24 protein-coding genes are annotated in these 24,690 nt (G+C 40.6%); 1 reads left to right on the top strand and 23 read right to left on the bottom strand.

The window, feature by feature from the left end; genetic code table 11:
* Positions 1-66 precede the first annotated feature (66 nt).
* Positions 67-345 (bottom strand): hypothetical protein, encoded by a 279-nt coding sequence (locus tag NIAKO_RS38280; RefSeq protein WP_014222924.1) that lies wholly within the window; start codon positions 343-345, stop codon positions 67-69.
* A gap of 207 nt (positions 346-552) precedes the next feature.
* On the opposite strand from NIAKO_RS38280, the gene NIAKO_RS33425 reads away from it, so the two are divergent.
* Positions 553-753, top strand: a complete 201-nt coding sequence (locus NIAKO_RS33425; protein ID WP_207622345.1) for a helix-turn-helix domain-containing protein — start codon at positions 553-555, stop codon at positions 751-753.
* A gap of 310 nt (positions 754-1,063) precedes the next feature.
* On the opposite strand, the gene idi is transcribed toward NIAKO_RS33425, so the two are convergent.
* From idi to NIAKO_RS33315, 22 genes are all read right to left on the bottom strand, one after another.
* The gene (idi, locus tag NIAKO_RS33420) at positions 1,064-1,606 is read right to left on the bottom strand and encodes an isopentenyl-diphosphate Delta-isomerase (protein WP_014222922.1); all 543 of its coding nucleotides are present in this window, start codon (positions 1,604-1,606) and stop codon (positions 1,064-1,066) included.
* Between the two features lie 149 nt (positions 1,607-1,755).
* Positions 1,756-2,256, bottom strand: coding sequence for an RNA polymerase sigma factor (locus NIAKO_RS33415; RefSeq protein ID WP_014222921.1), 501 nt, complete (start codon positions 2,254-2,256; stop codon positions 1,756-1,758).
* A gap of 209 nt (positions 2,257-2,465) precedes the next feature.
* On the bottom strand, positions 2,466-3,344 hold the full coding sequence (locus tag NIAKO_RS33410) for a MerR family transcriptional regulator (protein ID WP_014222920.1): 879 nt from the start codon (positions 3,342-3,344) through the stop codon (positions 2,466-2,468).
* Between the two features lie 149 nt (positions 3,345-3,493).
* Positions 3,494-4,234: a tyrosine-protein phosphatase gene (locus tag NIAKO_RS33405; protein ID WP_014222919.1), complete on the bottom strand. Its 741-nt coding sequence runs from the start codon at positions 4,232-4,234 to the stop codon at positions 3,494-3,496.
* A 37-nt stretch (positions 4,235-4,271) separates the two neighbouring features.
* On the bottom strand, positions 4,272-5,210 hold the full coding sequence (gene fcl / locus NIAKO_RS33400) for a GDP-L-fucose synthase (protein ID WP_014222918.1): 939 nt from the start codon (positions 5,208-5,210) through the stop codon (positions 4,272-4,274).
* A gap of 30 nt (positions 5,211-5,240) precedes the next feature.
* The gene (gene gmd / locus NIAKO_RS33395) at positions 5,241-6,356 is read right to left on the bottom strand and encodes a GDP-mannose 4,6-dehydratase (protein WP_014222917.1); all 1,116 of its coding nucleotides are present in this window, start codon (positions 6,354-6,356) and stop codon (positions 5,241-5,243) included.
* A 4-nt stretch (positions 6,357-6,360) separates the two neighbouring features.
* Positions 6,361-7,107, bottom strand: a complete 747-nt coding sequence (locus NIAKO_RS33390; RefSeq protein ID WP_014222916.1) for a glycosyltransferase family 2 protein — start codon at positions 7,105-7,107, stop codon at positions 6,361-6,363.
* On the bottom strand, positions 7,104-8,846 hold the full coding sequence (locus NIAKO_RS33385) for a carbamoyltransferase family protein (protein ID WP_014222915.1): 1,743 nt from the start codon (positions 8,844-8,846) through the stop codon (positions 7,104-7,106). Before NIAKO_RS33385 ends, NIAKO_RS33390 begins: the two co-directional genes overlap by 4 nt.
* Before the next feature lie 15 nt (positions 8,847-8,861).
* Positions 8,862-10,028: a glycosyltransferase gene (locus NIAKO_RS33380; protein WP_014222914.1), complete on the bottom strand. Its 1,167-nt coding sequence runs from the start codon at positions 10,026-10,028 to the stop codon at positions 8,862-8,864.
* Between the two features lie 7 nt (positions 10,029-10,035).
* Complete coding sequence (locus NIAKO_RS33375) at positions 10,036-11,058, bottom strand: glycosyltransferase family 4 protein (protein WP_014222913.1); 1,023 nt, start codon at positions 11,056-11,058, stop codon at positions 10,036-10,038.
* A complete protein-coding gene (locus NIAKO_RS33370) occupies positions 11,045-12,010 on the bottom strand; it encodes a GDP-mannose 4,6-dehydratase (RefSeq protein ID WP_014222912.1) in 966 nt (321 codons plus the stop codon). Before NIAKO_RS33370 ends, NIAKO_RS33375 begins: the two co-directional genes overlap by 14 nt.
* Positions 12,011-12,013: 3 nt before the next feature.
* Positions 12,014-13,264: a hypothetical protein gene (locus NIAKO_RS33365; RefSeq protein ID WP_133055237.1), complete on the bottom strand. Its 1,251-nt coding sequence runs from the start codon at positions 13,262-13,264 to the stop codon at positions 12,014-12,016.
* Positions 13,265-13,475: 211 nt separating this feature from the next.
* Positions 13,476-14,621 carry a glycosyltransferase family 4 protein gene (locus tag NIAKO_RS33360; protein WP_014222910.1) on the bottom strand — a complete coding sequence of 382 codons (1,146 nt, stop codon included), beginning with the start codon at positions 14,619-14,621 and terminating at the stop codon, positions 13,476-13,478.
* A gap of 36 nt (positions 14,622-14,657) precedes the next feature.
* Positions 14,658-16,139 (bottom strand): GMC oxidoreductase, encoded by a 1,482-nt coding sequence (locus NIAKO_RS33355; RefSeq protein WP_165761218.1) that lies wholly within the window; start codon positions 16,137-16,139, stop codon positions 14,658-14,660.
* A 43-nt stretch (positions 16,140-16,182) separates the two neighbouring features.
* A complete protein-coding gene (locus NIAKO_RS33350; RefSeq protein ID WP_014222908.1) occupies positions 16,183-17,058 on the bottom strand; it encodes an aldo/keto reductase in 876 nt (291 codons plus the stop codon).
* Complete coding sequence (locus tag NIAKO_RS33345) at positions 17,058-18,032, bottom strand: NAD-dependent epimerase/dehydratase family protein (protein ID WP_014222907.1); 975 nt, start codon at positions 18,030-18,032, stop codon at positions 17,058-17,060. Before NIAKO_RS33345 ends, NIAKO_RS33350 begins: the two co-directional genes overlap by 1 nt.
* Positions 18,025-19,272, bottom strand: coding sequence for a glycosyltransferase (locus NIAKO_RS33340; protein WP_133055236.1), 1,248 nt, complete (start codon positions 19,270-19,272; stop codon positions 18,025-18,027). Before NIAKO_RS33340 ends, NIAKO_RS33345 begins: the two co-directional genes overlap by 8 nt.
* A 4-nt stretch (positions 19,273-19,276) precedes the next feature.
* Positions 19,277-20,398 carry a glycosyltransferase gene (locus NIAKO_RS33335; protein WP_014222905.1) on the bottom strand — a complete coding sequence of 374 codons (1,122 nt, stop codon included), beginning with the start codon at positions 20,396-20,398 and terminating at the stop codon, positions 19,277-19,279.
* 27 nt (positions 20,399-20,425) lie between these two features.
* Positions 20,426-21,103, bottom strand: coding sequence for an FkbM family methyltransferase (locus tag NIAKO_RS33330; protein WP_165761217.1), 678 nt, complete (start codon positions 21,101-21,103; stop codon positions 20,426-20,428).
* Positions 21,104-21,195: 92 nt separating this feature from the next.
* Complete coding sequence (gene wecB, locus NIAKO_RS33325; protein ID WP_014222903.1) at positions 21,196-22,299, bottom strand: non-hydrolyzing UDP-N-acetylglucosamine 2-epimerase; 1,104 nt, start codon at positions 22,297-22,299, stop codon at positions 21,196-21,198.
* 6 nt (positions 22,300-22,305) lie between these two features.
* On the bottom strand, positions 22,306-23,637 hold the full coding sequence (locus NIAKO_RS33320; RefSeq protein ID WP_014222902.1) for a glycosyltransferase: 1,332 nt from the start codon (positions 23,635-23,637) through the stop codon (positions 22,306-22,308).
* Positions 23,638-24,666: a polysaccharide deacetylase family protein gene (locus tag NIAKO_RS33315; RefSeq protein WP_014222901.1), complete on the bottom strand. Its 1,029-nt coding sequence runs from the start codon at positions 24,664-24,666 to the stop codon at positions 23,638-23,640.
* Positions 24,667-24,690 lie beyond the last annotated feature (24 nt).

Here is a 24,690-nt window from a genome sequence, read left to right as displayed (position 1 = left end):
CCCAACCTAAAACAAACATCTAAAAAGCCTCCATATATAACCGTGAGAACGCATTTTAAGAATCACTTATAAGTCTGTTCGTTGATTAATTAAAAAGGCAGCTTCTATAAGTGCTTCCAGTTTTTCATAGAAGTAAATATGATTGTTCCGTTGTTGCCCTTCCTGGGAAATGCTACGGCTGCTGCTTACAATTTCTACCAGCCAGTTCCACAACGTTTGCCGGACCTCCTGCAAATGGTAACACTCAAAAAAGTTATCGATGATTAAACGCGGATTCTTTAACTCATCTTCGTTTAGCCGAAGTGGCTGATTATGCCAAACAGGATTTCTATTCAGGGACCGCATAACAAAAATGGTTAATGGTGAAGTAAATCATTGAACTGATAAAACAGCCCTAATCTGGCTGACGATAGCTAACAATCCCCCCTGACAATGCTTAAACGAAGATAATAATTTTTTTAATATGATGTATTATATCACAGCAGAAAAATTAAAAAAAATTATCATCTTAACTCTTTAATACTATAACCATTGGCTGCTAACCATCAGATATTGAAAGCTTTCGGCGCAAACCTGCGCCACTTTAGAAATGAAAAGGGCCTGAGCCAGCGCGATTTATACGCGCTTTGTAATATTGACAATGCCGAAATAAGCAGAATGGAGAACGGCGAGGTGAATGTTACACTGAATACACTGGCTCAATTGGCCGAAGCGTTGGATATTCCTGCTTATATGCTCTTAAAGCAGCAGTAATACGCCGAAGAAAACATATACAAATAAAATCCCCCGTTAAACGAGGGATCCAGGTAATTTTTACTACCCGTAAAGGCTGTTCTTACTGATCTTCATAGGTATTGACGGATAACCTCTTTACAGGTTCCGGTTAAACTAACACTCATAAGATACCGTTTTTAAAAACGGGGCCTGTATAAAAATACCCAACAAAAAAGCAGGACTGTAGAAAGCCCTGCTTCAATTAATTAAAATCCTCAATATGTTTACAACCCAATAAGGGTGTTCCTTTACTATGTAATTTGTTGTAACGCCAATGCGAAAGGGATATTTACACTACCTTCTTCAACAGGTTTTCTGCCGCCCATTGCTGCACTTTCGGAAATGCAATATTGAACCAGGCGGTATATTTCTGCGGGTGCGATTGTAAGGTAGCTTCTATTTCTTCCAGGTTTTTATAACAATAGTCCTTTACTTCCATTGGGTCGGGCGCTATCCTGCTGTCGTACGTTCCAACAAAAACATGATCAAACTCGTGTTCGGTTAATCCATGTTCAAACTCTGCCAAGTATACAAAATCAAAAACCTTTTCGAGCATAGTCGTAAAACCCATTTCCTCATTTAACCGGCGGGTGGCTGCCTGTAAGGTATCTTCGCCCGGGGCCGGGTGGCTGCAGCAGGTATTCGTCCATAAACCACCGCTGTGATACTTGCCCACAGCGCGTTGCTGCAATAACATTTCGCCTTTACTATTGAAGATAAAAACGCTAAAAGCCCGATGCAATACGGCTTTGCGATGAGCCTCCATTTTTTCCATTACGCCAATGGGCTCATCCTGTTGATTTACCAATATTACGTCAGTTACTTTACTCATTCCACAAAGTTGCTAAATAATCGTGGTGTAACCATGCCTAACGGCACAGAAAAGGCCTGCTTATTGAATAAAAAAAATTCAATACTAAATAAGGGAAGTAAATGATGTTCAACTCAAGGCATCGGATATCCGATGTGTTGATTGTTCGCTTAATGACGTTCTATCTGCGTTTTCAACAGTTTACGGGCAAAGTGAATACGACTTTTAATAGTCCCCAGGGGTTCGCCCAGCATTTCCGCAATTTCATGGTATTTAAAACCATCGAAATACAACAGAAACGGATTTCTGAATATTTGTGGCAGGTTATGGATAGCTTCCTGAATATCCTTTAACCGCAAATTTGATTCAGCATTATTAGCAACAACACTTTGAGTCTGGTTAATCAGAAAATCATTAGGAGTACTATCAAAGATAGTGTTCTGTTTAACTTTTCTCCGGTAATTGTTAATAAAGATATTGCGCATGATAGTATATAGCCACGCTTTGATATTTGTGCCTACACTATACTTATCCTTGTTTGACAATGCACGAAACAGCGTTTCTTGAAATAAGTCTTTCGCAGCCTCTGAGTCTCTCGTCAACGTTATTGCAAACGGCTTCAAGAACTCTGCATTGTTCACCAGCATTTGATTAAATTCAACCGTCGACATAAATAAATTGTTTAAATAATTACATCACAAATTTAAACAGAATTCGCTTACGGAAAAAATCCAGTGGGCTTAATAATTCTATAAATAATCAAACCAGCCAATTGTTACACGGGTATGACAATACAGAAAAATTCCACCCCTATTTAGATTGACGGTTAATGGGCTAAAATATTTGTTAATAAAATCAAAAAGAGACCATTAAAAATTGCTTAAAGGGCCGCAATAAACTCCATAACTTCTGATAATGAACGTTTTAGGAGAACACCGGCAGGTAATTTTTTCATATTGCAATTGGTAAGCTGACCCGAAACAATGATCTGAACCTGGGGAGCGTGTTGATGGATCTTGGTAAGAAACTTCTCAAAATTGAAATTGCCGGCAATGCAGGTAAGGTGAGTATACAAGTAATCGGGTTGTTTATAGGAGGTTATAAATTCCAAATCGTGAAAAGGCACATTGGCGCCCAGGTAAATAACCTGCACACCCCGGCTTTTAAGCAGGTAATAGGTGTAAAGCAAACCCAGCTCATGGTACTCCCCTTCGGGCAAAAACAGGATCACTTTTTTATTAACCGTAATATGGGACACCACACATTCAATACCCACGATCAACTTTTGCCGGATAATATTGGTAACTACGTGTTCCTGAGCGGGATGTATATGACTGGCCTGCCATAAAATGCCTATTTTATCAAGAAACGGAAAAATCAGGAAGCTGATGACCTTGTCAATGCCTTTTGCCTGAATATAATTATCCAGCAGGTCCTCAAATTTTTCCAGGTCAAGATCGATCATATATTGCAGCAGGTCGTTCACCAGCCGCTCCTGTTGCGCTTCTGCATGGGAAAGCGAAACAATCTTTTCCCGCACCTCCGCCGAACTCATTTTATCGATATGGGAAATTTTATACCCATATTTATTCAGCAGCGCAATGTTCAGGACTATTTTTAATTCTTCGTTGGTGTAGTAGCGGATGTTGGTGGTAGTGCGTTGCGGGCGCAAAAAAGAATAGCGCTGTTCCCAAATACGAATTGTATGGGCTTTAATACCAGAAAGATTTTCCAGGTCCTTTATGGTAAACGCATTCATATACAATTAACTACAAAGTGCATCCTTAAATTGTTTAAACCTTGCCAAAGAAGGCTTAAACCAAATAAATGGATGCTTTTTTGGCAGCGCAATATAAATAAAACATTTACAAGCGCTTACATAGCCAATCCAATAATCGGAAAGAAATCTTATAAAGTGGGGTTTAACAGCTGGCCGCTGTCCAGAAGTGATAGAACCGGCTCCATTATGTTTTTGGCAGCCCGAAGTGTGTTGAGGTGTCGGAAGTGATGGCAATCGGTGCCCAGCAGGTTTATATATCGTTTGTTCAGGAGGTATTGGGCCAATTGCAGTGAAGCCTTGCCATAATACCCGGTGAGCGACAAAATATTCAACTGAAAGTAACAACCTGCATCTTTCAGTTCATCATACCATCTTTTATCACTCATAAAATACAAATACCGTTCAGGATGCGCCAGAATTGGCTGATATCCTTTCATTTGCATGTTGAACAGCTTCTCTTTAAAATTCAGCGGAGTGGTAACAAAAGAGAATTCAACCAATACCCAGTTTTCGTGGATGGTTAGTAACGGTGTATTGGTCTCCAATAACTCATCGAAATGTTCATCGAGAAAGTATTCTGCAGCCGCTCTTATTGGAACATCTGAATTATTTTGTTGCAGTGCTTGTTGTAGCTCGCTGTGTGCGGCGCCAATAGACACTGCATCATTTTTATACATATCCCATAAGATATGGGGAGTGGTAATAAATTTCCGGTAACCCAGGTCTTGCAAACCAGCAATCAGCTGCAGTGATGTTTCTACATCAGGCGATCCATCGTCGATACCGGGTAATAAATGCGAATGCATATCAGTACCCACTACGCTCAGATCAAGCTGGATTTTTGGCTTCTTATTAAAAATAGAAAACATGCAAGACTCCTTAATTAAATTGATACCTCAAACAAATCTACACTCCTGCAGCGTATAGTTGCGAAAATTCTTTATAAACACGTTCAATTCCTTCCCGTAAACCAATTTTGGCTTTCCAGCCAAGGCGAGTCAATTTTTGAACATCCATCAGTTTGCGTGGCGTGCCATCGGGCTTGCTCAGGTCATGTTCAATATCGCCATTGTATCCTATCACATCCTTAATCAGTAATGCAAGGTCTTTTATAGCAATATCATCGCCAACGCCAACATTTACCAGGCCCGGTTCATTGTATGTCTGCATCAGGAAGAAACAGGCATCGGCGAGGTCATCGGCATGCAGAAACTCCCGCTTGGGCGTACCGGTTCCCCACATTACCACAGAAGGCTCATTATTCAATTTTGCCTCGTGTATTTTTCTGATCAGTGCCGGTAACACATGCGAAGTTTCCAGGCTGTAGTTATCGTTGGGGCCGTACAAATTGGTAGGCATTACCGAAATGAAATTACAGCCATATTGAGCGCGGTAGGCGTCGCACATTTTTATGCCTGCAATTTTAGCAATGGCATAAGGCTCATTTGTATCCTCCAGCAATCCGGTTAACAGGTATTCCTCCTTCAGCGGTTGAGGCGCCAGTTTGGGATATATACAGGATGAGCCCAGGAACATGAGCTTTTTAACCCCATTCACCCACGATTCGTGTATGAGGTTCGATTGCATCAGGATATTATCATAAATAAAATCGGCGCGGTAGGTATTGTTGGCCAGAATACCGCCCACTTTGGCAGCGGCGACAAAAACGTAATCCGGTTTTTCCTGGTCCATAAACGCTTCCACGGCCTGCTGGTTACGCAGGTCGAGCTCCGCAGATGTACGCAGTACTAAATTTTCAAATCCTTCTTTTTTCAATTTCCGAACCAATGCAGAGCCTACCATTCCCCGGTGACCGGCTACGTAAATTTTGTCAGATTTATTCACGGTAAATATTATGATGTGTGGTGATGAATATTATTCAAATTGATTTCGTACGTAATAACCGGACTCTTTCAATAATTGTTCCTTTTTAAATAATTCCACATCATTAGCAACCATTTCCTCAACCAGAGCAGGCAGGTCATATTTTGGCTTCCAGCCCAGTTGAGTTTGCGCCTTGGTGGGGTCCCCTATTAACAGGTCAACCTCAGTAGGGCGGTAATATCTTTTATCTACAGCAATAACTTCTTTTCCAATTTCGATTTTGAATTCAGGATTATTGCAGGCTTTTACCATACCTACCTCATTCTCGTTCTTGCCTTTAAATTCCAGTTCAATGCCCACTTCATTAAAAGCCATCCGTACAAATTCGCGCACAGGGGTAGTAATGCCGGTTGCAATTACATAATCTTCCGGTTTTTCCTGTTGCAAAATCAACCACATCGCTTCCACATAATCTTTTGCATGGCCCCAGTCGCGCTGTGCATCCAGATTACCCAGGTAGATCTTATCCTGCAACCCCAGGGCGATCTTTGCTACGCCTCGCGTAATTTTTCTGGTTACAAAAGTTTCGCCACGTAAAGGAGATTCATGGTTGAACAAAATTCCGTTCACGGCGAACATGTTATAAGCTTCCCTGTAGTTTACAGTGATCCAGTATCCGTACAATTTTGCTACCGCATAAGGTGAACGGGGATAAAAAGGCGTTCTTTCAGACTGGGGTACTTCTTGCACCAGACCATATAATTCTGAGGTAGATGCCTGGTAAACCTTGGTTTTTTGAGTCAACCCCAATAAACGAACAGCTTCCAGAATACGCAAGGTGCCAATCCCATCGGCATTGGCGGTATACTCCGGTGTTTCAAAACTTACATGCACATGGCTCATGGCCGCCAGGTTGTAAATTTCATCGGGTTGCGTTTCCTGTATAATGCGAATAAGGTTAGTAGAATCGGTCAGATCGCCATAATGTAGTGTTAATTGCACGTTTTTTTCATGCGGGTCCTGGTACAAATGGTCGATCCGTTCAGTATTAAACAAAGAACTTCTACGCTTAATACCGTGAACAATGTATCCCTTTTTTAACAACAGATCTGTTAAATAAGCACCATCCTGCCCGGTTATCCCTGTAACCAATGCTACTTTTGCCATATGTTTATCGGGTTATAAATTGAAATACTTTTCGCAGTGGTTTTAACCACGTAGTAAAGAAATAGGGTTTTAAATCGTTCAATTTCCAGGCCATTTCATCTTCCCTGTTGGCCCTTAACCTGTTTTTCAGGGAAGCATTACTCATTCCACCGGCCCGCATTTTCACCAACACTTCGGGAATGTATTCTACCTGGGTATTATGCTTTAATAATACACGCAGCATTAATTCATAATCTGCGGCAGAGCGCAAAGTAATGTTAAAGAGGCCGCATTTATCATATATATTCCGGCGCACAAAAAAAGTAGGATGCGGTGGCATCCAACCATAATATAGAAACCGTTTTTGGTATTTACCAGACTTCCAGGTACGGGTTACTACCTGTACATTATCCTGTTTCACATATTGCAGATCTCCATACACTGCTTCTACCGCAGGGTTTTTAAACGCCGCAGCTACTTTCTCCAATACAAATGGGTCGGAATAAAAGTCATCTGAATTCAAAATCCCGATTACATCACCGGTTGCCTGTTGTACTCCCTTATTCATAGCATCATAGATGCCTTTATCCTTTTCAGAGATCACTTTGGCAACATGTGGAAACTGTTTCACAATATCCAATGTATTGTCTTTCGACAACCCATCAACAATGATATGTTCAATATTCGCATACCGCTGGCTGGCGATACATGCTAATGTATCCCTTACCGTATTTGCGCTATTATATGTTGCAGTGATTATTGAAATTTTCATAAAGAACCGTTCCGCGTAATAACACAATTTTCCAACACCAGCATATCCATATTGGTACGCAGATAACACTCCAGCGCATCGTGTGGTGAATTCACGATCGGTTCATTTTCATTAAACGAAGTATTCAATAAAATGGGTACGCCAGTTTTTTTACGGAATGCTTCAATCAATGCATAATAACGGGGGGTAACCACCTTGTCGACCGTTTGTAAACGGCCGGTGCCATCAGCGTGTGTTACTGCAGGAATAACTGCATGTTTTTCCTTTTTAATAGGGAATACCTTTTCCATAAAAGGCACTTCATCATTAACCTCAAAATATTCTCCTACAAACTCTTTTAGTATTGAAGGTGCAAACGGGCGAAAACTTTCACGTCGTTTGATCTTTGCATTTAACAGATCTTTGGCGTCGGAACGGCGAGGATCAGCCAGGATAGAACGCGCCCCCAATGCACGGGGACCAAATTCCGCCCGTCCGTTAAACCAACCAACAACGCCTGCATTGATCAACTGATCACTTACTTTGTCATACAGTTCTTCATCACTTAACCGTTTGTAAGTAATGTTTCGGCTTTGCAGGTATTGTTCAATTTCTTCATTGCTGAACCGGCTTCCGGTATAGGCCGACCAAATAGGCGCCGCCCGTTCCTGTTTCAGAATATGATTATATACATATAAGGCCGACCCCATTGAAATACCAGCATCATGACCGGCAGAGGGGATGTATACATTTTTAAATCCTGTGTTTCGCGTAAGCTTACCGTTGGCTACGGAGTTTTGCGCCACACCACCGGCAATACAAACACTGGTTAAACCGGTGCGTTTTTGCAAATGATTCAGGATGTGGAATATCAGTTCTTCCGTTACACGTTGAACAGAAGCTGCCAGATCTTTATGATACTGACTAAGCGGCTCCTCTTTTTTACGTACCGCCCCAAATTTCTCTACCATCAGGTCTGTGTACAACGGTGCTACCACCGGAATATGATCATCGCCATAAGACACAATACCGCTTTTGGCCGAACGGAAATATTTCAGGTCCAGGGAGAACAAGCCGTTATTCTCAAAACGTAAAACTTCTTTCAGTTTGTCAACATATTTTGGCTCACCATATGGCGCCAGACCCATTACTTTATATTCATCTCCATAGTGAGGAAATCCTAACAACTGGGTGAGTGCCGTGTAAAACAAACCAACTGAATGCGGGAAGTCTACCGATTCCAGCACCTCAATCTGATTGCCTTTACCAATACCCGTCATGGTTGTAGTGAAGTCTCCGGAGCCATCGATCGATAATAAAGCAGCTTCCTCAAAAGGCGACGCAAAAAATGCCGAAGCCAGGTGGCTGCGGTGATGTTCTATCTGGTGAATTTTGCTTTTGATAACAGCTTTATCAACAGTATTATCGATGAGTATAAATTCCTCTTCCAGTGATGCTACTTTACGGGCGTTCTTTAAACGGTCGAGCACCGCATTGAACCCGCCGCCAGGATTCTTCAATAAAAACATCAACTTTTTATTCATCTTGGCAGAAGGGTCGCGGCCAATAGCAATATGATCTACCTGGGAAAGGCTGATGCCTGCTTCCTTTAAACAAAACTGAACCGCCATAGAAGGAAAGCCCGCCCAATGTTTTTGACGGCGAAATCTTTCTTCTTCAGTAGCTGCGATCATTTTACCATCTTTAAAAATTGCGGCAGATGAATCTGCATGGTACGCGTTGAGCCCTAGTATATACATAACAAATTATAAAGGTCAGTTAGCCGTAAATAAAGAAATATATTTTTGTTTTAATGCTGATGTTGCAATAAAGTTATCCGCAAACGAATACGCATTTTTGGCATATTCGTCAAAACCTGCCTGATCCCACTGGGCTGCTGTTTCTATCGCCTTGCTGAACGAATCGGGTTCGCTAAGCGAAAGATCCCATCCCATTTTTTTAGCCTGCAAATTCCGCCAGGGAGTTTGATCGCTGATAAGAACCGGGCGCCCATTTACAAAAGCATCAAATATAACGTGCCCAAAGTTCTCGCCATAGGTTGGTAATACAAAAAGGTGATGATTGCTGTAATAGTTACCCAAATCATGATTGGGAATAGCTCCTTTGTATTCCACCTTTATATTCTCAGGCAACCTGGCAATAGCCTTATTGCATTGTTCCCAGTAAGCACCGGATTCAACCGGCCCTATTATTGTAAAATAAACCTGCGCCTTTACCGACGCAAGCTGTTCAATTGCATACAGCAGGTTTTTCTTCTCCACAATTCGCGATACAAACAGGCATTGCAAAACACCCTTGTTTTTATTGAGGAGATGAAATGCTGCCACCTTTGCAGCATGATAGTCGCCAACCAGTTTTACTTTTACTTCTTTACCAAATGCATTTTGAATATCGGCCAGTTCCGTTTCATCTGTGGCATGAAAAGTTATCTTTTTCGATATGCCCAGCCATTTAAACAGATTTAAAAACAGCTTTTTCTTACTGCTTTTAAATTGCAGCGCGCCTCTTTGTAACATGCCGCGCGGAGCCAGGATAAACGCTGCATTCGTTTTCCGAAAGATCAATGCACGTAATGGCAAAATGGTAAATGTAAACGAAAACATACTGTTCAGGTAAACAGTATGGGGTTGTACTTCCTGCAACAGAGTGGTGATCGTTTTATAACTTAAGGCCGCGGGAGAAATATAATAGATATTTATCCCATCTTTATTCCTGCCCCATTGGTCAGCTTTAATTCCTTCATAGGCTGTTTGCTCACCATAATCACGATCGGTAGTAACAACATAAATATCCAGGTCCTTACTCAACGCGAGGGAAAGATTGGCACAGGATTGTATCTGGCCGCCAGCTTTATAACCAGGAATAAACCAATCCACAAAGATCATCACTCTTGTACCGGTTGCGTCCACTTTATGCTTCATGAGCTTCTTACTGGTTTGCGACTACTTTTTTATAAAGCGCCAGGTATTCATCGGCAATCAATGCCGGATCGAACCTGCGAATGTTATCAAATCCTTTTTGAACAAGGGTATCCCGGTAAATGTCGTCATTTATCACCTTCAATATTCCCTGCCTGATAGCGGAAACATCATAAGGATCAACCAGACAGGCCGCATCAGCTGCCACTTCCGGCATTGATAAAATGTTAGCGGTAACCACCGGGCGGCCAACAGCATTTGCTTCCAGTATCGGCATTCCAAACCCTTCATAGGTAGAAACGAACGCCAGCAGATCGGCCTCTTCATATTTCCTGATCATTTCCTCATCTGTAAGGCCCCATTTGTAAACATAGTCAATATTTGCCTGTTTAAGCAGGGCTTCATATTCCTCATTGTGCTTACCTACGATATGCAGCTCACACTCAATTCCTTTCAACGCTTCTATTAAGCGGGGAATATTTTTATTGTGTGCGGCGCCTACCTGTAAGATCACGGGTTTGCTTTTATTAAATGGCTTGTCCTTTCTTTTGAACTTATCAGAAATAGCAACCGGGATTACTACAATTTTATCTGAAGGATAATTCTTCTTATATTTTAATATCTCCTCCTTGGTAGCCTGCGAAATTGCAGTCACATAAGCTGATCGGTTCAGGGGAATGGTAAGCCAGAAGAGCTTTAAAATTTTATGCTTTATACCACTGGTTGAGTTTAAAAAAACGCAATCAAGTATGGTATGGATCGTTCTTTTTTTCGATAGCAATAAACCAATGTAATTGATGTCTCCGGTAACGTGGTTTACTGTCTTTTGCCGGCGGGCTGCTTCTATACAATTAGACAACCGTTTAAACAAACCGGCGCTTTCATAAGTTGAATAAAAAGTATACGCCTTTATTTTGTCCTTCAACCTTTCTTTTACATCTTCAAAAATAAACTCAACGCTGTAATTGCCAACCTTTCTGGGCTTACGAAGAAAAAAAGCTACATCAGGTTTATTTACTCTATTGTTTTCCATAATTTCTGGCTTCTTCCTCTATAATCAGGTCTAATACTTTAAAAAAATCCATATTATAATCCCAGTTCAACACTGTTTTTGCCTTTTCATTGGAACCATATATATCCTCTATTTCAGTGGGGCGAAATAATTTAGGATTAATACGTATCAGCTCCCTGCTGATTCCCAGTTTATCGAATACATAATACACAATGTCATTCAAGGCTATTGAGCTACCCGAACAGATCACAAAATCATCTGGCTGATCCAACTGTAACATCATCCACATAGCTTCTACATATTTCTCAGACCAGCCAAAATCTCTCTTTATTGATAAATTACCAAACTCGAGGTATTCTTTTTGTCCATGCAGAATATCAAAAGCTCCTTTGATCAGTTTCCTTACAAAGAAGTTTTCGCCACGCAAATAGGATTCATGATTGAAAAGGATACCACAACTTGTATACAAACCGTAAGATTCACGGTAATTTATACAAATGTAATGTCCTGTAACTTTTGAGATAGCATATGGGCTTAATGGATGCACTACAGATACTTCTGAGATCGGTAAGGCATTCACCTTTCCAAACATTTCGCTGGATGAAGCCTGGTAAAACCGGATAGCCGGATCTAATATTCTGATGGCTTCCAGAAAATTCAGCACAGAGTGGATATTGAATTCAAGGGTGCCTATAGGTTGTTGAAAAGATAACGATACAGAGCTCTGCGCAGCAAGATTATAAATTTCCGCAGGTTTATTGGTGGAAATGATATTCAGCACCTGTGACATATCCACTAAATCACACTCAATCAGTTCAATCTTGTCTAATAGATCTAAATACTTCAGCCGGCTTAAATTAGATCCGGAATGAGATCGTATGCAACCTATAACCTTGTATCCTTTCTTAAGCAATAGCCGCGAAAGATAAGCACCATCCTGCCCGGTAATTCCTGTAACAATCGCTGTCTTCAATTCCTAAATGTTTGGATTGTAGTTAATGGATGTATAATCGTCTGTTACCTGTACTTTATTTGTATCAGCTGCAGTACCAGGTTTAAATAATACCGGATATATTTTATAAATAATATACATAAAAAACGCCGATTTTATCAATGAATTCAACACCTGAAGGGTATCGTTTTCCATGGAGAATACCGTTTGATAAAACAAAACAGGTATCCAAAGCACAACAATCGGCGTCTTGATCGATACCTTTAATACCTTTCGATAGGCTAACCTGATAAATCCGCCTAATAAAAACATAAATATTATGCCTCCTGTTACAGCAAAGTTTCCATAGGCTTCACCAATCGGACCAATGTCAGTTGCCCATCCCCGTATCTTTACCCCGGCATAATGTTCCATATTGAACGCACCCCCAGCCTCAGGTTTATCGGGCCAAAGAAACCGGGGAACAAAAGCCGCTGCAACAGATTCAAACAAATAGGTTCCACCATCAAACGGCTGCCGCTTGGGTATTCTTTCCATAACAAGCGATACGTTCACCCCCTGGTTGGTTCTCATATAAACAGGGAAAAATGCTTTTGCTGTCCACAGATCACTTCTTCCCAACTGACGTGACACCAGCTCCTGAAATAATACTGCTTTACTTCCCTGATACTCCCCTTTCCAGGTGGCTTTCCGAAATGAGCCTTTAACGGTTTGTAACAAAATCATTAAAAAGATCCCTGTAATAAACAGCAAAATCTTTTTCAGAAATGAAGCTTTGTTACCAATAAAGAAAAAGGATATTAAGGTCATACTCATGTATGTAACCACCGTAAACATTCCCGTTTGGAGGGCATTTCCCAGGGTAAACAGTGGAATAATGACCAATAAAGTTTTTTTGTATGGAACAGTAGGCGTTAGATATATATATAATAGCCCCGCAAAGGATGAAAAATAAAACAAAACGCCTATAAAGCGAACCGAAGATGGAAGAAATGCGGATATATACAACATTACTATACCCACCACTACCAACTGGATGCCTAAATAAGGGTGAGGCCTTAATTGATTTGAAATCTGTTCGTATTTCGCTTTAAAAAAGTCTCTTATACTGCCTGCATAATTCACTTTTAACGGCCAGCACATAGCTAAAGTAAATGCAGACAAAGCAGGTAATGTATAATTGAAGTAGGTTTCCTCAGGCACATGCATGTATACTTTGAATGCCCTCGCCAGATAATATTCCTTGTTATAAAAATTATAACTTATTACTGGCATAAAAAGACAGGTAAAGCAACTGAAGAATGCAACTATATCCAGTAACACAATGGTTTTACCCATTTTATCAATAATGGCAATAAATAAAGTAATTACTAAAATTATTGTCAACTCATTATACCAGTCAGTAAATAATGATAATAAACAAACCAGTAAATGGATTATTGAATAGCCGTATGATTGTTTCGATTCGATTTAAATATGTATTAAGTTATATTGTTGCCTCTATGGCTTTTACTATCGACAGGAACGACCAGTTCTGAATAATTTCCAGCCCTCTCTGTCCCATTTTCCCAATATCTTCTTTATGGCTTAAGAAATACTGAATTTTTTCAGTAAGGTCAGCAATATTATTAAATTCAAAAATAAAACCATTATTTCCGTTTTTAACCAGATCTGTGGCACAACCACAACGGTCACTCACTATAACAGCTTTTCCGCATGCCATTGCTTCATTAACGGCCAATCCCCAGGTTTCGCCAGGTCCCTGAGATGTAAGACAAAAAATATCCCCCAATTTATATACCACCGGCATCCGGCTTTGGTTTTGAAACGGTACAAAATGGATGCGTGAATTGCCCTGAGCCAGTTGTTTCAGGTATTCCTCCTGTTCGCCATTACCAGCCAGTATAAGGTGTAAGGTTGGATTATCAATGGCGAGGAATGCTTTAACTAAAAGCTCAGGGTTTTTTTTGGGTTGCAGTTTACCGGCAAACAATAAAACAGTATCTGTTTCCGGTATGCCTAGTTCTTTTCTCCATTTTTTTGCCTCTTCAGCATATTGCCCATTTTTATCGGCAAATCGTTCATTGTCGATGGCATGTGGAGTATAAACCAACTGGTTATCTTTTAACCCATGTGCCCTGAAATATGCTTTGCTGTGGGTACCCACGTAAAAGGCGGTATTGACGTGGCTGTAAATCCATAGAAGAAAAATGCGGCGGGCAAATGTTTTAACCCCCGGAGTTTCATCAAGCAAAGTAGAATCACCCCGGAAAAAAACCGGTATTTTATTTTTAAAGTGCCTTAATACTTTAAGATGGCTATAATAATTCCAGCCAATTACTAAAACAGCGTCGGCTTCCCAGGCTTCAATTTTTTGTATTAACTCCGGGTTTTTAAGCCCCCGGAAATCCCGGCGCATAACACCCTGGTTCGATACAAATTCATGTTCATAGCCATCCGTGAGGGGAATATCCCACTCAATTACCCGTCCAAAATCAACATCGAACTTTGTTGCCTCTACTTCCCAGGTATAAAAAACCTTGCAATTTATCTTTCCCCTTTCGGTCAGTAACCGGAATAAAGGTGCATAATATTGAATAGGGTGGGTTGTTACAACAGCCAGTTTCTTCATACTACCTCAGAATATCAGTTTGCCCAACAAATTTGATCAAACAGGGCTTGATGTTGACAATAAATGCTGATGCAATCTATTTGCCAGCGCCAACATAGTCAGTGTTGGGTTTGAATGTGATGAAGTTGGAAAAACAGCACAACTACAGATATACAGATTGTCGGTTCCCCATACTTTCAGGTTACTGTCAACCACTCCTTCTTTCTCACTACCACTCATCCTTGCCCCACCCATATGATGATTTACATCAGTCAGATAGCTGCTCCAGGAGGAAGTATCAAGGTCAATGTGTTTATATAATGACACTGTTCCCAGTTTTAATCGCTCTAATTCACGCTCAATATACTTGGCGGTCGATACTGCCGTTTCCCAGGTTTTCTTTGTAATTACCCAATTGATATTCGCCTTTGGCTTATTAAATATGTCAACCTGATCACTAAGACTTATATAACTTCCGGTATCAGGCTCCTGCTCCATCATTAAAAGCAGTTTGGCCTCTGTATTTATTTTATAATAAAACCTATGTCGGATGTATGCAATAACACTTTTAAGTATTTCTATGCTTTTGCCAGACACTTTAAATAATCTGCCAATTTTAAAATCCTTTTTAAATGCTTTTAATTCTGCATATGGATCAAATTGTTCAGCGGATGCAGTAAACATAATTGTCCCCGAACAATTCAACAACTTTTTCTCCTGTTGTACCTGTTCTGAAAGACTCAGTCGAATAGAATACTTTCTTCCCTGCCAGATATGGGTATTGAATTGGCGCTGCAACGCATACTCATTGCTTGTTCGCACAAGGCCCACTTCGATACAGGGATGGTCCATAAAACATTTACCTACCCATTCGGGATTACCCAACTTATTAAGCAATAATATTCTTGAGGTTTCGATTCCCCCTACGCTTAATATCAGGCGACCTGAAACAGCTATGGTAAAGTGTTGTTTATTAAAGTTGGCAATTTGTATGGCAGTAATTGCAGTCCCTTCTTTAATTACCTGTATCAAAACAGCATTATACACCACATCTATCTGTTGTTCGAGCTGTTTTCGATACAGGTTGACGAAATTAGGCTCATTCGCCCACTTTGATACATGGTAATTAATTACTGAAGTATCGAAATCAGGCGCGGGTGATAATTTAATATTAGGTAATATATCGTCCCTGTAATCAAGCGTATCAATTTGCATGAACTCGTTAGCCATCTTATAATGAGCTTCCAGGTCATCAAAAGATATTGGCCAACCACTATTATTCACCCAATCCCTTTCAGTAAAATCTATTCTCGAGAAAGGTAATGATTGCCCGCCCCAGGCCAGGGTAGTCCCTCCTACAGCTCTCTTCCTTCCCCACACTGCGTTTTCCAGCTTTTTGGAAGAATGAGTGACTTCGTTCAACTGCTGACGTTCTTCATCAACAGAGAAATGCCCACTTTCAACAAGCAAAACCTGTTTTCCGCTTGCAGATAATTTAACGGCCAGCATAATGCCCGATGCTCCGGCCCCAATGATCACAAAATCATATTGCTTGGCCGAAAGCGTTTCCTTTTTATTCAGATCAATAAATGGCATTCACAATGTTTTTCAGCTCCTCCGTTGAGATTGAGTTGGCCTTTTCAAAACTTTTTAAATTATCCTGTATCGTTTTCTTTTTAGTGGTCGAGAACAATACTTTTCCCCGGGGATTGTTTCTTGCGGCTTTATTTAATAATATACCAGCTATATCCGTTGTTGTATATTGATCTGTTTTGGCCTTTTTGAGAAACTTCAATGTACTATGATAAAAATGGATCTTATTCTCAAACGTTCTTACCCATTTATCAGTGTCATAATGCACACCGTTTTCATATTGCAGCACATTCCATGCGGTGCTGGTTGCAGCATCAACCTGGTTAAGATTAACATGTGAGGCTGCAATACCCAGGTTCCTGATCACACCTGTTTCCTTTTGTTTTATCAAAAACTCCACCGCCTTTTCAGTTAAAAAAGCAGGCAGGGCCTCGTGTAATAAATAGTAATCCAGGTAATCCGTTCTGCAATTGCGCAGGCTGTTATCCAGCGACTTACTTACATAGTCTATATCCAGTTTTCTGTAAGTAAGCGGTTCAGGATCGGTCATTGCTGGTGCATCAACACTACCAGTTGGCCTGATCTTCTTTTTCAATGCGTACAATGGCAATGCTATCCAGGCAGGTATATTCTTTTGTTCAACAGGTCCTAATCCAACCTTAGTCGTTATAGTAACCTGGCTGCGGCGTTGTTTGATAAACTTTCCCAGAATCTTTTCTGAATACCCCTGTCCATATACGGGGGCAGTATCAAAATGGGTTATTCCTTCTTCAAACGCAGCAGAAAGAATTTGCAATGCCTCACTTTCCCGCTGATGAGCGGTCAGTGAAACACATCCCAATCCAATATTATTTCTCGATGGCATTATATTGTAGTCTTATACCAGTCTATTGTAAGTTCAATACCCTTTTGTATACCTACTTTAGGAGCCCAACCCAAACGCTGGTGTATTTTTTCGATATCGATCATCCGGCGGCGGATATTATCTATATCTCTTTCAGGTACGTTTCTAACTTCACAACCAGATACATATTGAGTAATCAGGTGCACCAGTTTATTCACCGAAGTTTCAACACTTGTACCAATGTTAAATACATCACCATACGCCATAGGATGTACGGCGGCTAAAACGGTAGCATCAACGGCATCGGTAATGAACGTATAATCACGGGTTTGCTCCCCATCGCCAAAAACCGAAAGCGGTTGATTGGTCAATGAGTTATGTACAAACTTTCCTAAGACCCCGCAATAGGGGTTACGGGGCGATTGTCCATAACCATATACATTGGAATAACGTACAACGGAAACAGGAATATCGTAATTGCGGTTGTAGATCAAAGCGTATTGTTCGCCTAATAATTTTGTAGCCGCATAATTACTTAAAACCCGGGTAGCGCTGTTTTCATCAACCGGCAAACGGGAAGAACTGCCATATACTGAGCAGGAAGAAGTATATATAAATCTTTCCAGCTTAGGATGTTTGTTGTGACGTAAGTGCTCCAGTAATTGTAATGTGCTTTGGGCATTTACCTGCATATCCTGCAATGGCGATGAACCTGAAGCTGCTATCTGGATGCAGGCAAGATGAAAGATATAGTTTACATCAGTGAGCAGCGGAAAGAAACGCTCCGAGTCTAATACACTTACCTTGTGAAAAGTTACTTTGTCGCGTACCGAAGCAATGGCTGCCTCACTACTGTTTGTGCAATCATCTACTACTACTACATTACATTCATACTCATTAACCAGAGCCTTCACAAGATTGTGACCAACAAAACCCAATCCACCAGTTACCAAAACCTTCTTTCCCTTTATACTATCCAGATGCTTTTTATTCATGAACTATTTTTTGAAGTGTATTTGAAAATGTTTGAGCCATTGCAAAAGCGGTATGCTGATTCAATGAGGAATTATTGATGTCAATTGGATTAAACTCATGTCTCCTGCGAATGGCATTCAATAAACTATCTGCCAGCTCCCGGATCGTTTTTTCGTCATTGAGTTCACTGGCGATAAAATCCACTTTACCAGCAAAATTCAAAGAATCAAGAAATGTAGACGGAAATGATCCTTTGTGAACGAATGCAAAAAACGGCCGGCCCGATGCAACCATGCCCATTAACTTTGAAGCGGCATAGTACTGCGTGGTATCTCCCATCAGCAACTGCATATCGGCGCCCATACTCAGTTCCAGTGCTGTCCGGTAGCCTACCCTGTTGGGGTTTTCGGTAACAAAGGATTGTACATCATTCTCAATGATCAGCGGTTCCAGAACTGGCTGGGCCAGCCCAATGCCTGCATAACTGGTGCCCGTAAATTCAACCTGCAACGGTATCTGTTGGTTCACCAGCCGTAAAGCCTTGAAAAGGGCATCTGCTACCGGCAGCATCGCAGAAGATACCGCGCCGGTATACCTTAAGATCACCTTTTCATTTTCAGGCCTGCTTACTTTTATTGTAAGAAAATCAGTTGGTTCAACACCATAAGGCACAGGCACCAATGGTATTGACTTTACAACAGGATATCTGCTTATCAAATCATTCAGGATGCCTTGTGATACGGCAAAGATGGCGCTGCTTCTTTTGACCACAAATCCTTCCAACGTTCTCGCCACCCACTGGCTCATTTTTGCCTTTCTATCATTCTCCGGCACTTTAAAGATCCAAGGATCGATATAATCAATGGCATAAGGCACACCACTGAACCATTTAATAAACGGCGCCATTACCATTATGTACCATGGTGGTACCGGGTATAAAATCAGCGCTGGTTTCCTTTTCCGTGCATGTTTCAGCAATGAAAAGAACAAATGGAAGAACATTCGAATACCCAGGTCACCAATCTTAAATTTCCTGGTTTTACGTTGATCTAAACAACCCACTTCCACTTTTTCAAACTGATCACCTGTGATATCCAGCATCCATGGGTCGGCCAGTTCTTCCCGGTAATAATGGTCAACTGTAAAAATAACGGGCTTCCAACCCAGGGTATGTAAATGCCTTACTAACAGGCGTACCCGTTGTGACGGGGGCATGGCAGATGGTGGAAAATGTGGTGCAGGTATAAAAATCGTTGCCACTGTATTATTTGTATAATGATCTGATCTGATTGCCCAGGCTTTCGACTTCCGGTCCATTGTTTGCAATAATCCGGGTTTGTGCAGCCCAGTGTTGTACTTTTTCAGGATCAGGGGCATTGATGATCAATTGGCGGGCCATTTCTTCGGGAGTATCAGCAACAATTAACGAGCCTTGTTTCCATTCATAACCCCTCATACCGGCAGTTGTTGAAATAATAGGTACTCCCCAGCTAATAGCACGGGCCAGTTTGGTAGAAGCACCTGTTGAATACCACCAAACAGGATTCAACAATACCGCCCAGGTTTTAATCTCTTCTTCGAGTGTTTTATCCGGTAATTCACCCAGGTATTTTATAAATGGATATTTACTCTGCAATTGCTGGCCATAATTATCCGGCGCGCCCACAATCCTGATCTCCAGTTTGCTATGGTCCATTTTCTGTAAGGCATCAAATAAAATAGAAACACCTTGCAAATTTGGTGGATGATCGAGGCGGCCTACAAAGCCTACTCTCCCTGCAACGGGTGTATAAGGCAGAAAATCGGCATACAGCCTTCTTGGAAGAAATTCAACCCGTTTGCCGCCAAACCAGTTTTCAATCTGCTTTTCAGTCTCGGATAATGTAACCACACCATCTAGATAAGATACTCGATGAATAGCTTCTGTTGCTATCAACCATCCTAACCGTATCTTATTTAAAGTCCTTCTTAGAGCAGACTGCTTTGTCAAAGGTTTGGTTATAAGATGCAGGAAATCGCCGGAGTGATTGCCATGCGATAACATAATCACTTTTACCTTGTCACCAAATCTTTCTTTCAATGGCTTTGCATATCGTACAACGGAAGCCATGTTAAGAAATACTATTTCGATATTCTCCTTTTCCACATAGGACAGCAGGGCTGGCGCATCTTTCTTTACATCATACATCGAATAATTTTCCATGCCCAGCTTCATCATCACCCGTTGCATAATATTCCGGGTATATGGCACATAATAATCTGCCAGGGATAATTCGCTTATATTCTCAATTATGTGATGAAATTCCTGTGAGCACAACTGCACCCCGCCGGTAATTTCAGAACGAAGTAATTGCGGATGCGTTAAAAATATTGCCTTTCTTCTCATTCTATATCTCAGTTAAAGGGCTCCCTTTTACATGAATGAATAAACTTCCATATACCTGATATCCGTAGACTCTAAAAGCTTATAAAACTCATCGTACGAAATATGTTTAGATAGTTCAAAGCTTTCATCATCCCTCTGGTAATTAAATTTTACATTTTTATTGATATCTCTCAAGCAGGTAATGATATTCAGGGTTTCGCTTTTAAATTCCGGCAGATTTGCCTCAAACGATATAACTTCAATATTACTTGATAACCCTTTTATGCATGGAAGCTCGTGCCCTTCCACATCTATTTTAATGTATTTAGGAACTCCATATTCCTTTATTAAATAATCGATTGTTACGGTTTTTACTTCTACTACATTATCAAATTTCCTTATCGTTTTCCATCTGTTTACAGATGAATCTTCAAGGGATTCCTTCCATTTAACACTTAACGTATTATAAGCCGATCCTGGCTCGTCCATATAAAAATTGGTAACGCCGATTGAATCGCTGATTGCATATTGCAGAACTTTAACATTCTTATCGTTACCAAACCGGTTCACCAACAAAGCATAATTGGTAGAATCTGGCTCTATGGTTATTACGTTTGCACCCAGGCTTCTGAAAAGTTGCGTTTTATTACCCATGTTAGCACCAATGTCATAAACCAATGAATCTTTACTGACAATTGTTTTAACAAAATCCCTTTCCCTTTTCAAATGCAGGTAGTGATTACGATTAAAAAAATATAGATATAAGTTATATAATGGGGAGATGCTTTTTAGCCGGTCCTTTAAAGTATTCATAACAATTAAATTACTCTTTTAATAGTATTAACTATGCGTTTACTTACTTCTTCATCCCATAAGGGTATACTAACTCTCTCTCTTCCCATAATATGATTTCTGTGCTGCTCTATTTGGGTGGAATAAGTTTTATTCCATAAGTCCATCATCAAATTAGTTCCAAGCTCTACAGTAACCGGCCGCTCTGTGTTTTTTCTAAAGGTTATACAAGGGATATTTAAAAAACTTGTTTCTTCCTGAACCCCTCCTGAATCGGTAATGACCATTTTTGCATTTGACACCAGCTTTAAAAACTCAAAATAACTAAGCGGCTCGGTGAGTAACAGGTTCGATTCTTTCTGCAGTTTTTCCAGTAACCCGCTCTCCTGCAGTTTGGCACGTGTTCTTGGATGAACCGGAAATATTACAGTTTCTGTTGCAGCAAAAGACGTTAATATCTCTGCAACACGGTTCAGATTATCTTTATTGTCTACGTTTTCAGGGCGGTGGAACGTGGCAACAACAGGGTGATTTTTATAAACAGCATCAATCGCATGGGGCAAACTTATATGCTCCCAAAGTTGCCGGGTGCGTAACAGGCATTCAATCATAATATTTCCAACCATTATGACTTTATTCTCTGCAAATCCTTCCCGCTGCAGGTTTTTAATACCGCTTGGCTCAGATACCATCAGGTAATCACTTACATGATCGGTTATAATACGGTTGATCTCTTCAGGCATATCTCTATCAAAGCTGCGCAACCCTGCTTCTACGTGCATAACCGGAACGCGTGACTGGGCGCCCACTATGGCCCCGGCAGCAGTGGCATTTACATCTCCAAATACGATCACCAGATCGAACTTATGTTGTTGAACTACCTCATTAATGCCTAAAATTGTTTTTCCAATGGTATCTGCAACACCGCTCCCTTTAACGCCTAACTGAAAATCAGGAGCTGGTAATTCAAGATTTTGCCAGAAAACATCTGACATATTGAAATCAAAATGCTGCCCTGTATGGCAAATGTAGGGGCGATACTCAGTTGCTTCGGAAATAATACGATGATATAAGGGCGCGAGTTTTATGAAATTTGGCCTTGTTCCAGCTACCAGTAAAATCTTCTTCATAGTTTATTAGCTAATATTTCTGATCACATTTGCCAGTTGGGCAGTTAATGTTTCTCTTGAAAGGCTTTTTAAAAATTTATAATCGGGCTGCAATAACAGCTTTCCTTCAAATAATTGTCGCATTTGTTTCACCGCTTCTGCCGATTGATCGGGGTCACAGATCAACGCAGTACCTGCATCTGATAACAGGTCTTTCTGTGCACCGTCACATACAAACGCTATTATCGGCCGCTGCATTTGCAGGTACTCAAAAGTTTTCCCGGCAATGCTATAATCCCGGCCACCCAATTGTTTGGCAGAGGTTATCAACAAAGCATCACACTGCTGCTGAAAACGCAATGACTCTTCATGTGAAACTTCTCCAATTAAAGTTACCTGTTGTTCCAGGCCGAAACTCCTGATCATTTCGATTAACCAGCCGGGCTTTTTTCCGGCAAACTTCACTTTTATCTTTTTCCCGAGATCAGGATTTTCTGTATTTAATTGTTGCAGCGCCTGAAAAAAGAAGTAAGGTGAGCGGTATTGCCAATCCTGCTTTTGAGGAATGTATTGCAGCATGCGATGCCCTCTCTTCTTATACCAGGGCTTCAACATTTGCTCTCTTGCGTCCGGCGTGAAATAAAAGCTGCCTACATAGCCAATGGTCCATTCATCTTTACCCGGCACAACAGGCTGCCAGGTTTGCAACGCGCCATTATACCCATTTGGTATGTAATGAAATTTATTTGCCGGCACCTGTGGATGTAGCCTTTTAAAATCATCAAGCGTTTGTTTTGAGGTAGCCAAAATTGCCTGGGCATTTTCCAGGTACTTCTTTTCAAACTGAAGCGTACGCCAGTAATGCATGATAGTGCCATATGGCAGCGTTCGCCATTGCGACCATGCATCCCGAAAATCGAGAAGCATCGGTATCTTGTATTTCTTTGAAATTTTGTCAACCAATGGTAACAGGCTGAACGGAGGTACAGTTGCAAAAATAGCTTTGGGCTTGTGGGCAGCTATTGCTTTTTCAACTGCCTTGTAAAAATGCTGTTCCCAGTATTTTGTTTCATTTCCATGAATGGAAAAATAGATCGAAGTAAATTGTTTTATCCTGGTATACGGGGGAACTTTATCTGCAGGCACAGGCACCATAGTAGTTCTGCTGATCACTTCTTTCCCCAAACCTTCATCGTATCCATAAGTATCAAAAACGTCCTTATAACAGGCATTATCAAGCGTAATAACTATTGGATTGATACCATTTTCAGGCAGGTATCTTACAAATGCCAACGGCCGGTGCACTCCGCCTCTGTTCAATGGCGGAAACTCGAATGCAATAAATAGGATATTGATCATTTAAAAGTTGACTTTTCTAAAATCTGTTTCCAGGCCCTTTTGTTTTGATAAAGACCGGAATAATATATTTATCATTCGGAATTCTGTCCCCGTGATTAATTTAGGGTGTGAAATAAAATGAAAATACGTTGACCTTTTAATCATGGCCTGGTATTTCATTAAATTATAGGGATTTAATCCCTCAAAAGAAGCAATCAGTCTCAATCCGTTGCTTTCACAATAAATATCTCCTTCTTCCTTAATTTTCGACGACACTGTCGATCCTTTTAGCTTTTCTTTTTTTATCAAACGCTGGATCAACCCATTCACTTTAAAATTCATCCATTTTTCAAAACGGCTTAAAGACAAAGTGGAGATTGTCCATTCTTTGAAAGTTCCATTTTTTTCACTTTTACAAACATCATCATTGAAATGGTACGTGGGCTGTTCAGTTGGTACTTTTCTAAAGTCGAACGAATGCGCCGTTGAAGTTACATACTTGCCGGGAAGCACGCTCCACTCATGGTGAATTCCATGCTCTAAAAAATGGGGTTTGAAACTTGAGAATGGTTGTATGGACCATCCGCCTGCCCGATAAGAATCTATCCGGTAATTTTTGACTACAGAATCTGCAATCGATTGAATCAGCTGAACAGATTCATTAAAAAGTTTTATTTGCCGCTCCTGATCTAAAGCTGAAAACTGATAATATCTCAATTCCTTCAACGACCATTCATTTTCATTTGGCAGATATTCAGCATCGAGCCAGTGAGCGTGCACATGTGGGAAAACATAGTGCCCCTGCTGAATTATGTTACGCAATTGTTCATAAATAGCAGCCTGATCTTCTTTAGCTTTTGGATACAACTCAGCCACAGCTTTCAAACTTATCAGATAAGTTGTGTCAACAAAGAAAACACCTTTAAACTGGTATTGATTAAGTAAAGAGAGTAGTTTATAAGTTGGTTTTATTATACACTCCTGAACGGCGCCACTTCTGTTACCAAGAAACAACTCATAGTCAAATGTGAATAGAACCAGTTTTTTCACAGGTTAAATAAAATTCAGCTTATT

It is taken from the genome of Niastella koreensis GR20-10 (genome assembly GCF_000246855.1).
Taxonomy (GTDB): domain Bacteria; phylum Bacteroidota; class Bacteroidia; order Chitinophagales; family Chitinophagaceae; genus Niastella; species Niastella koreensis.
Note: the sequence above shows the minus strand (reverse complement) of the source record. Positions and strands in the feature narration are given on the sequence as shown.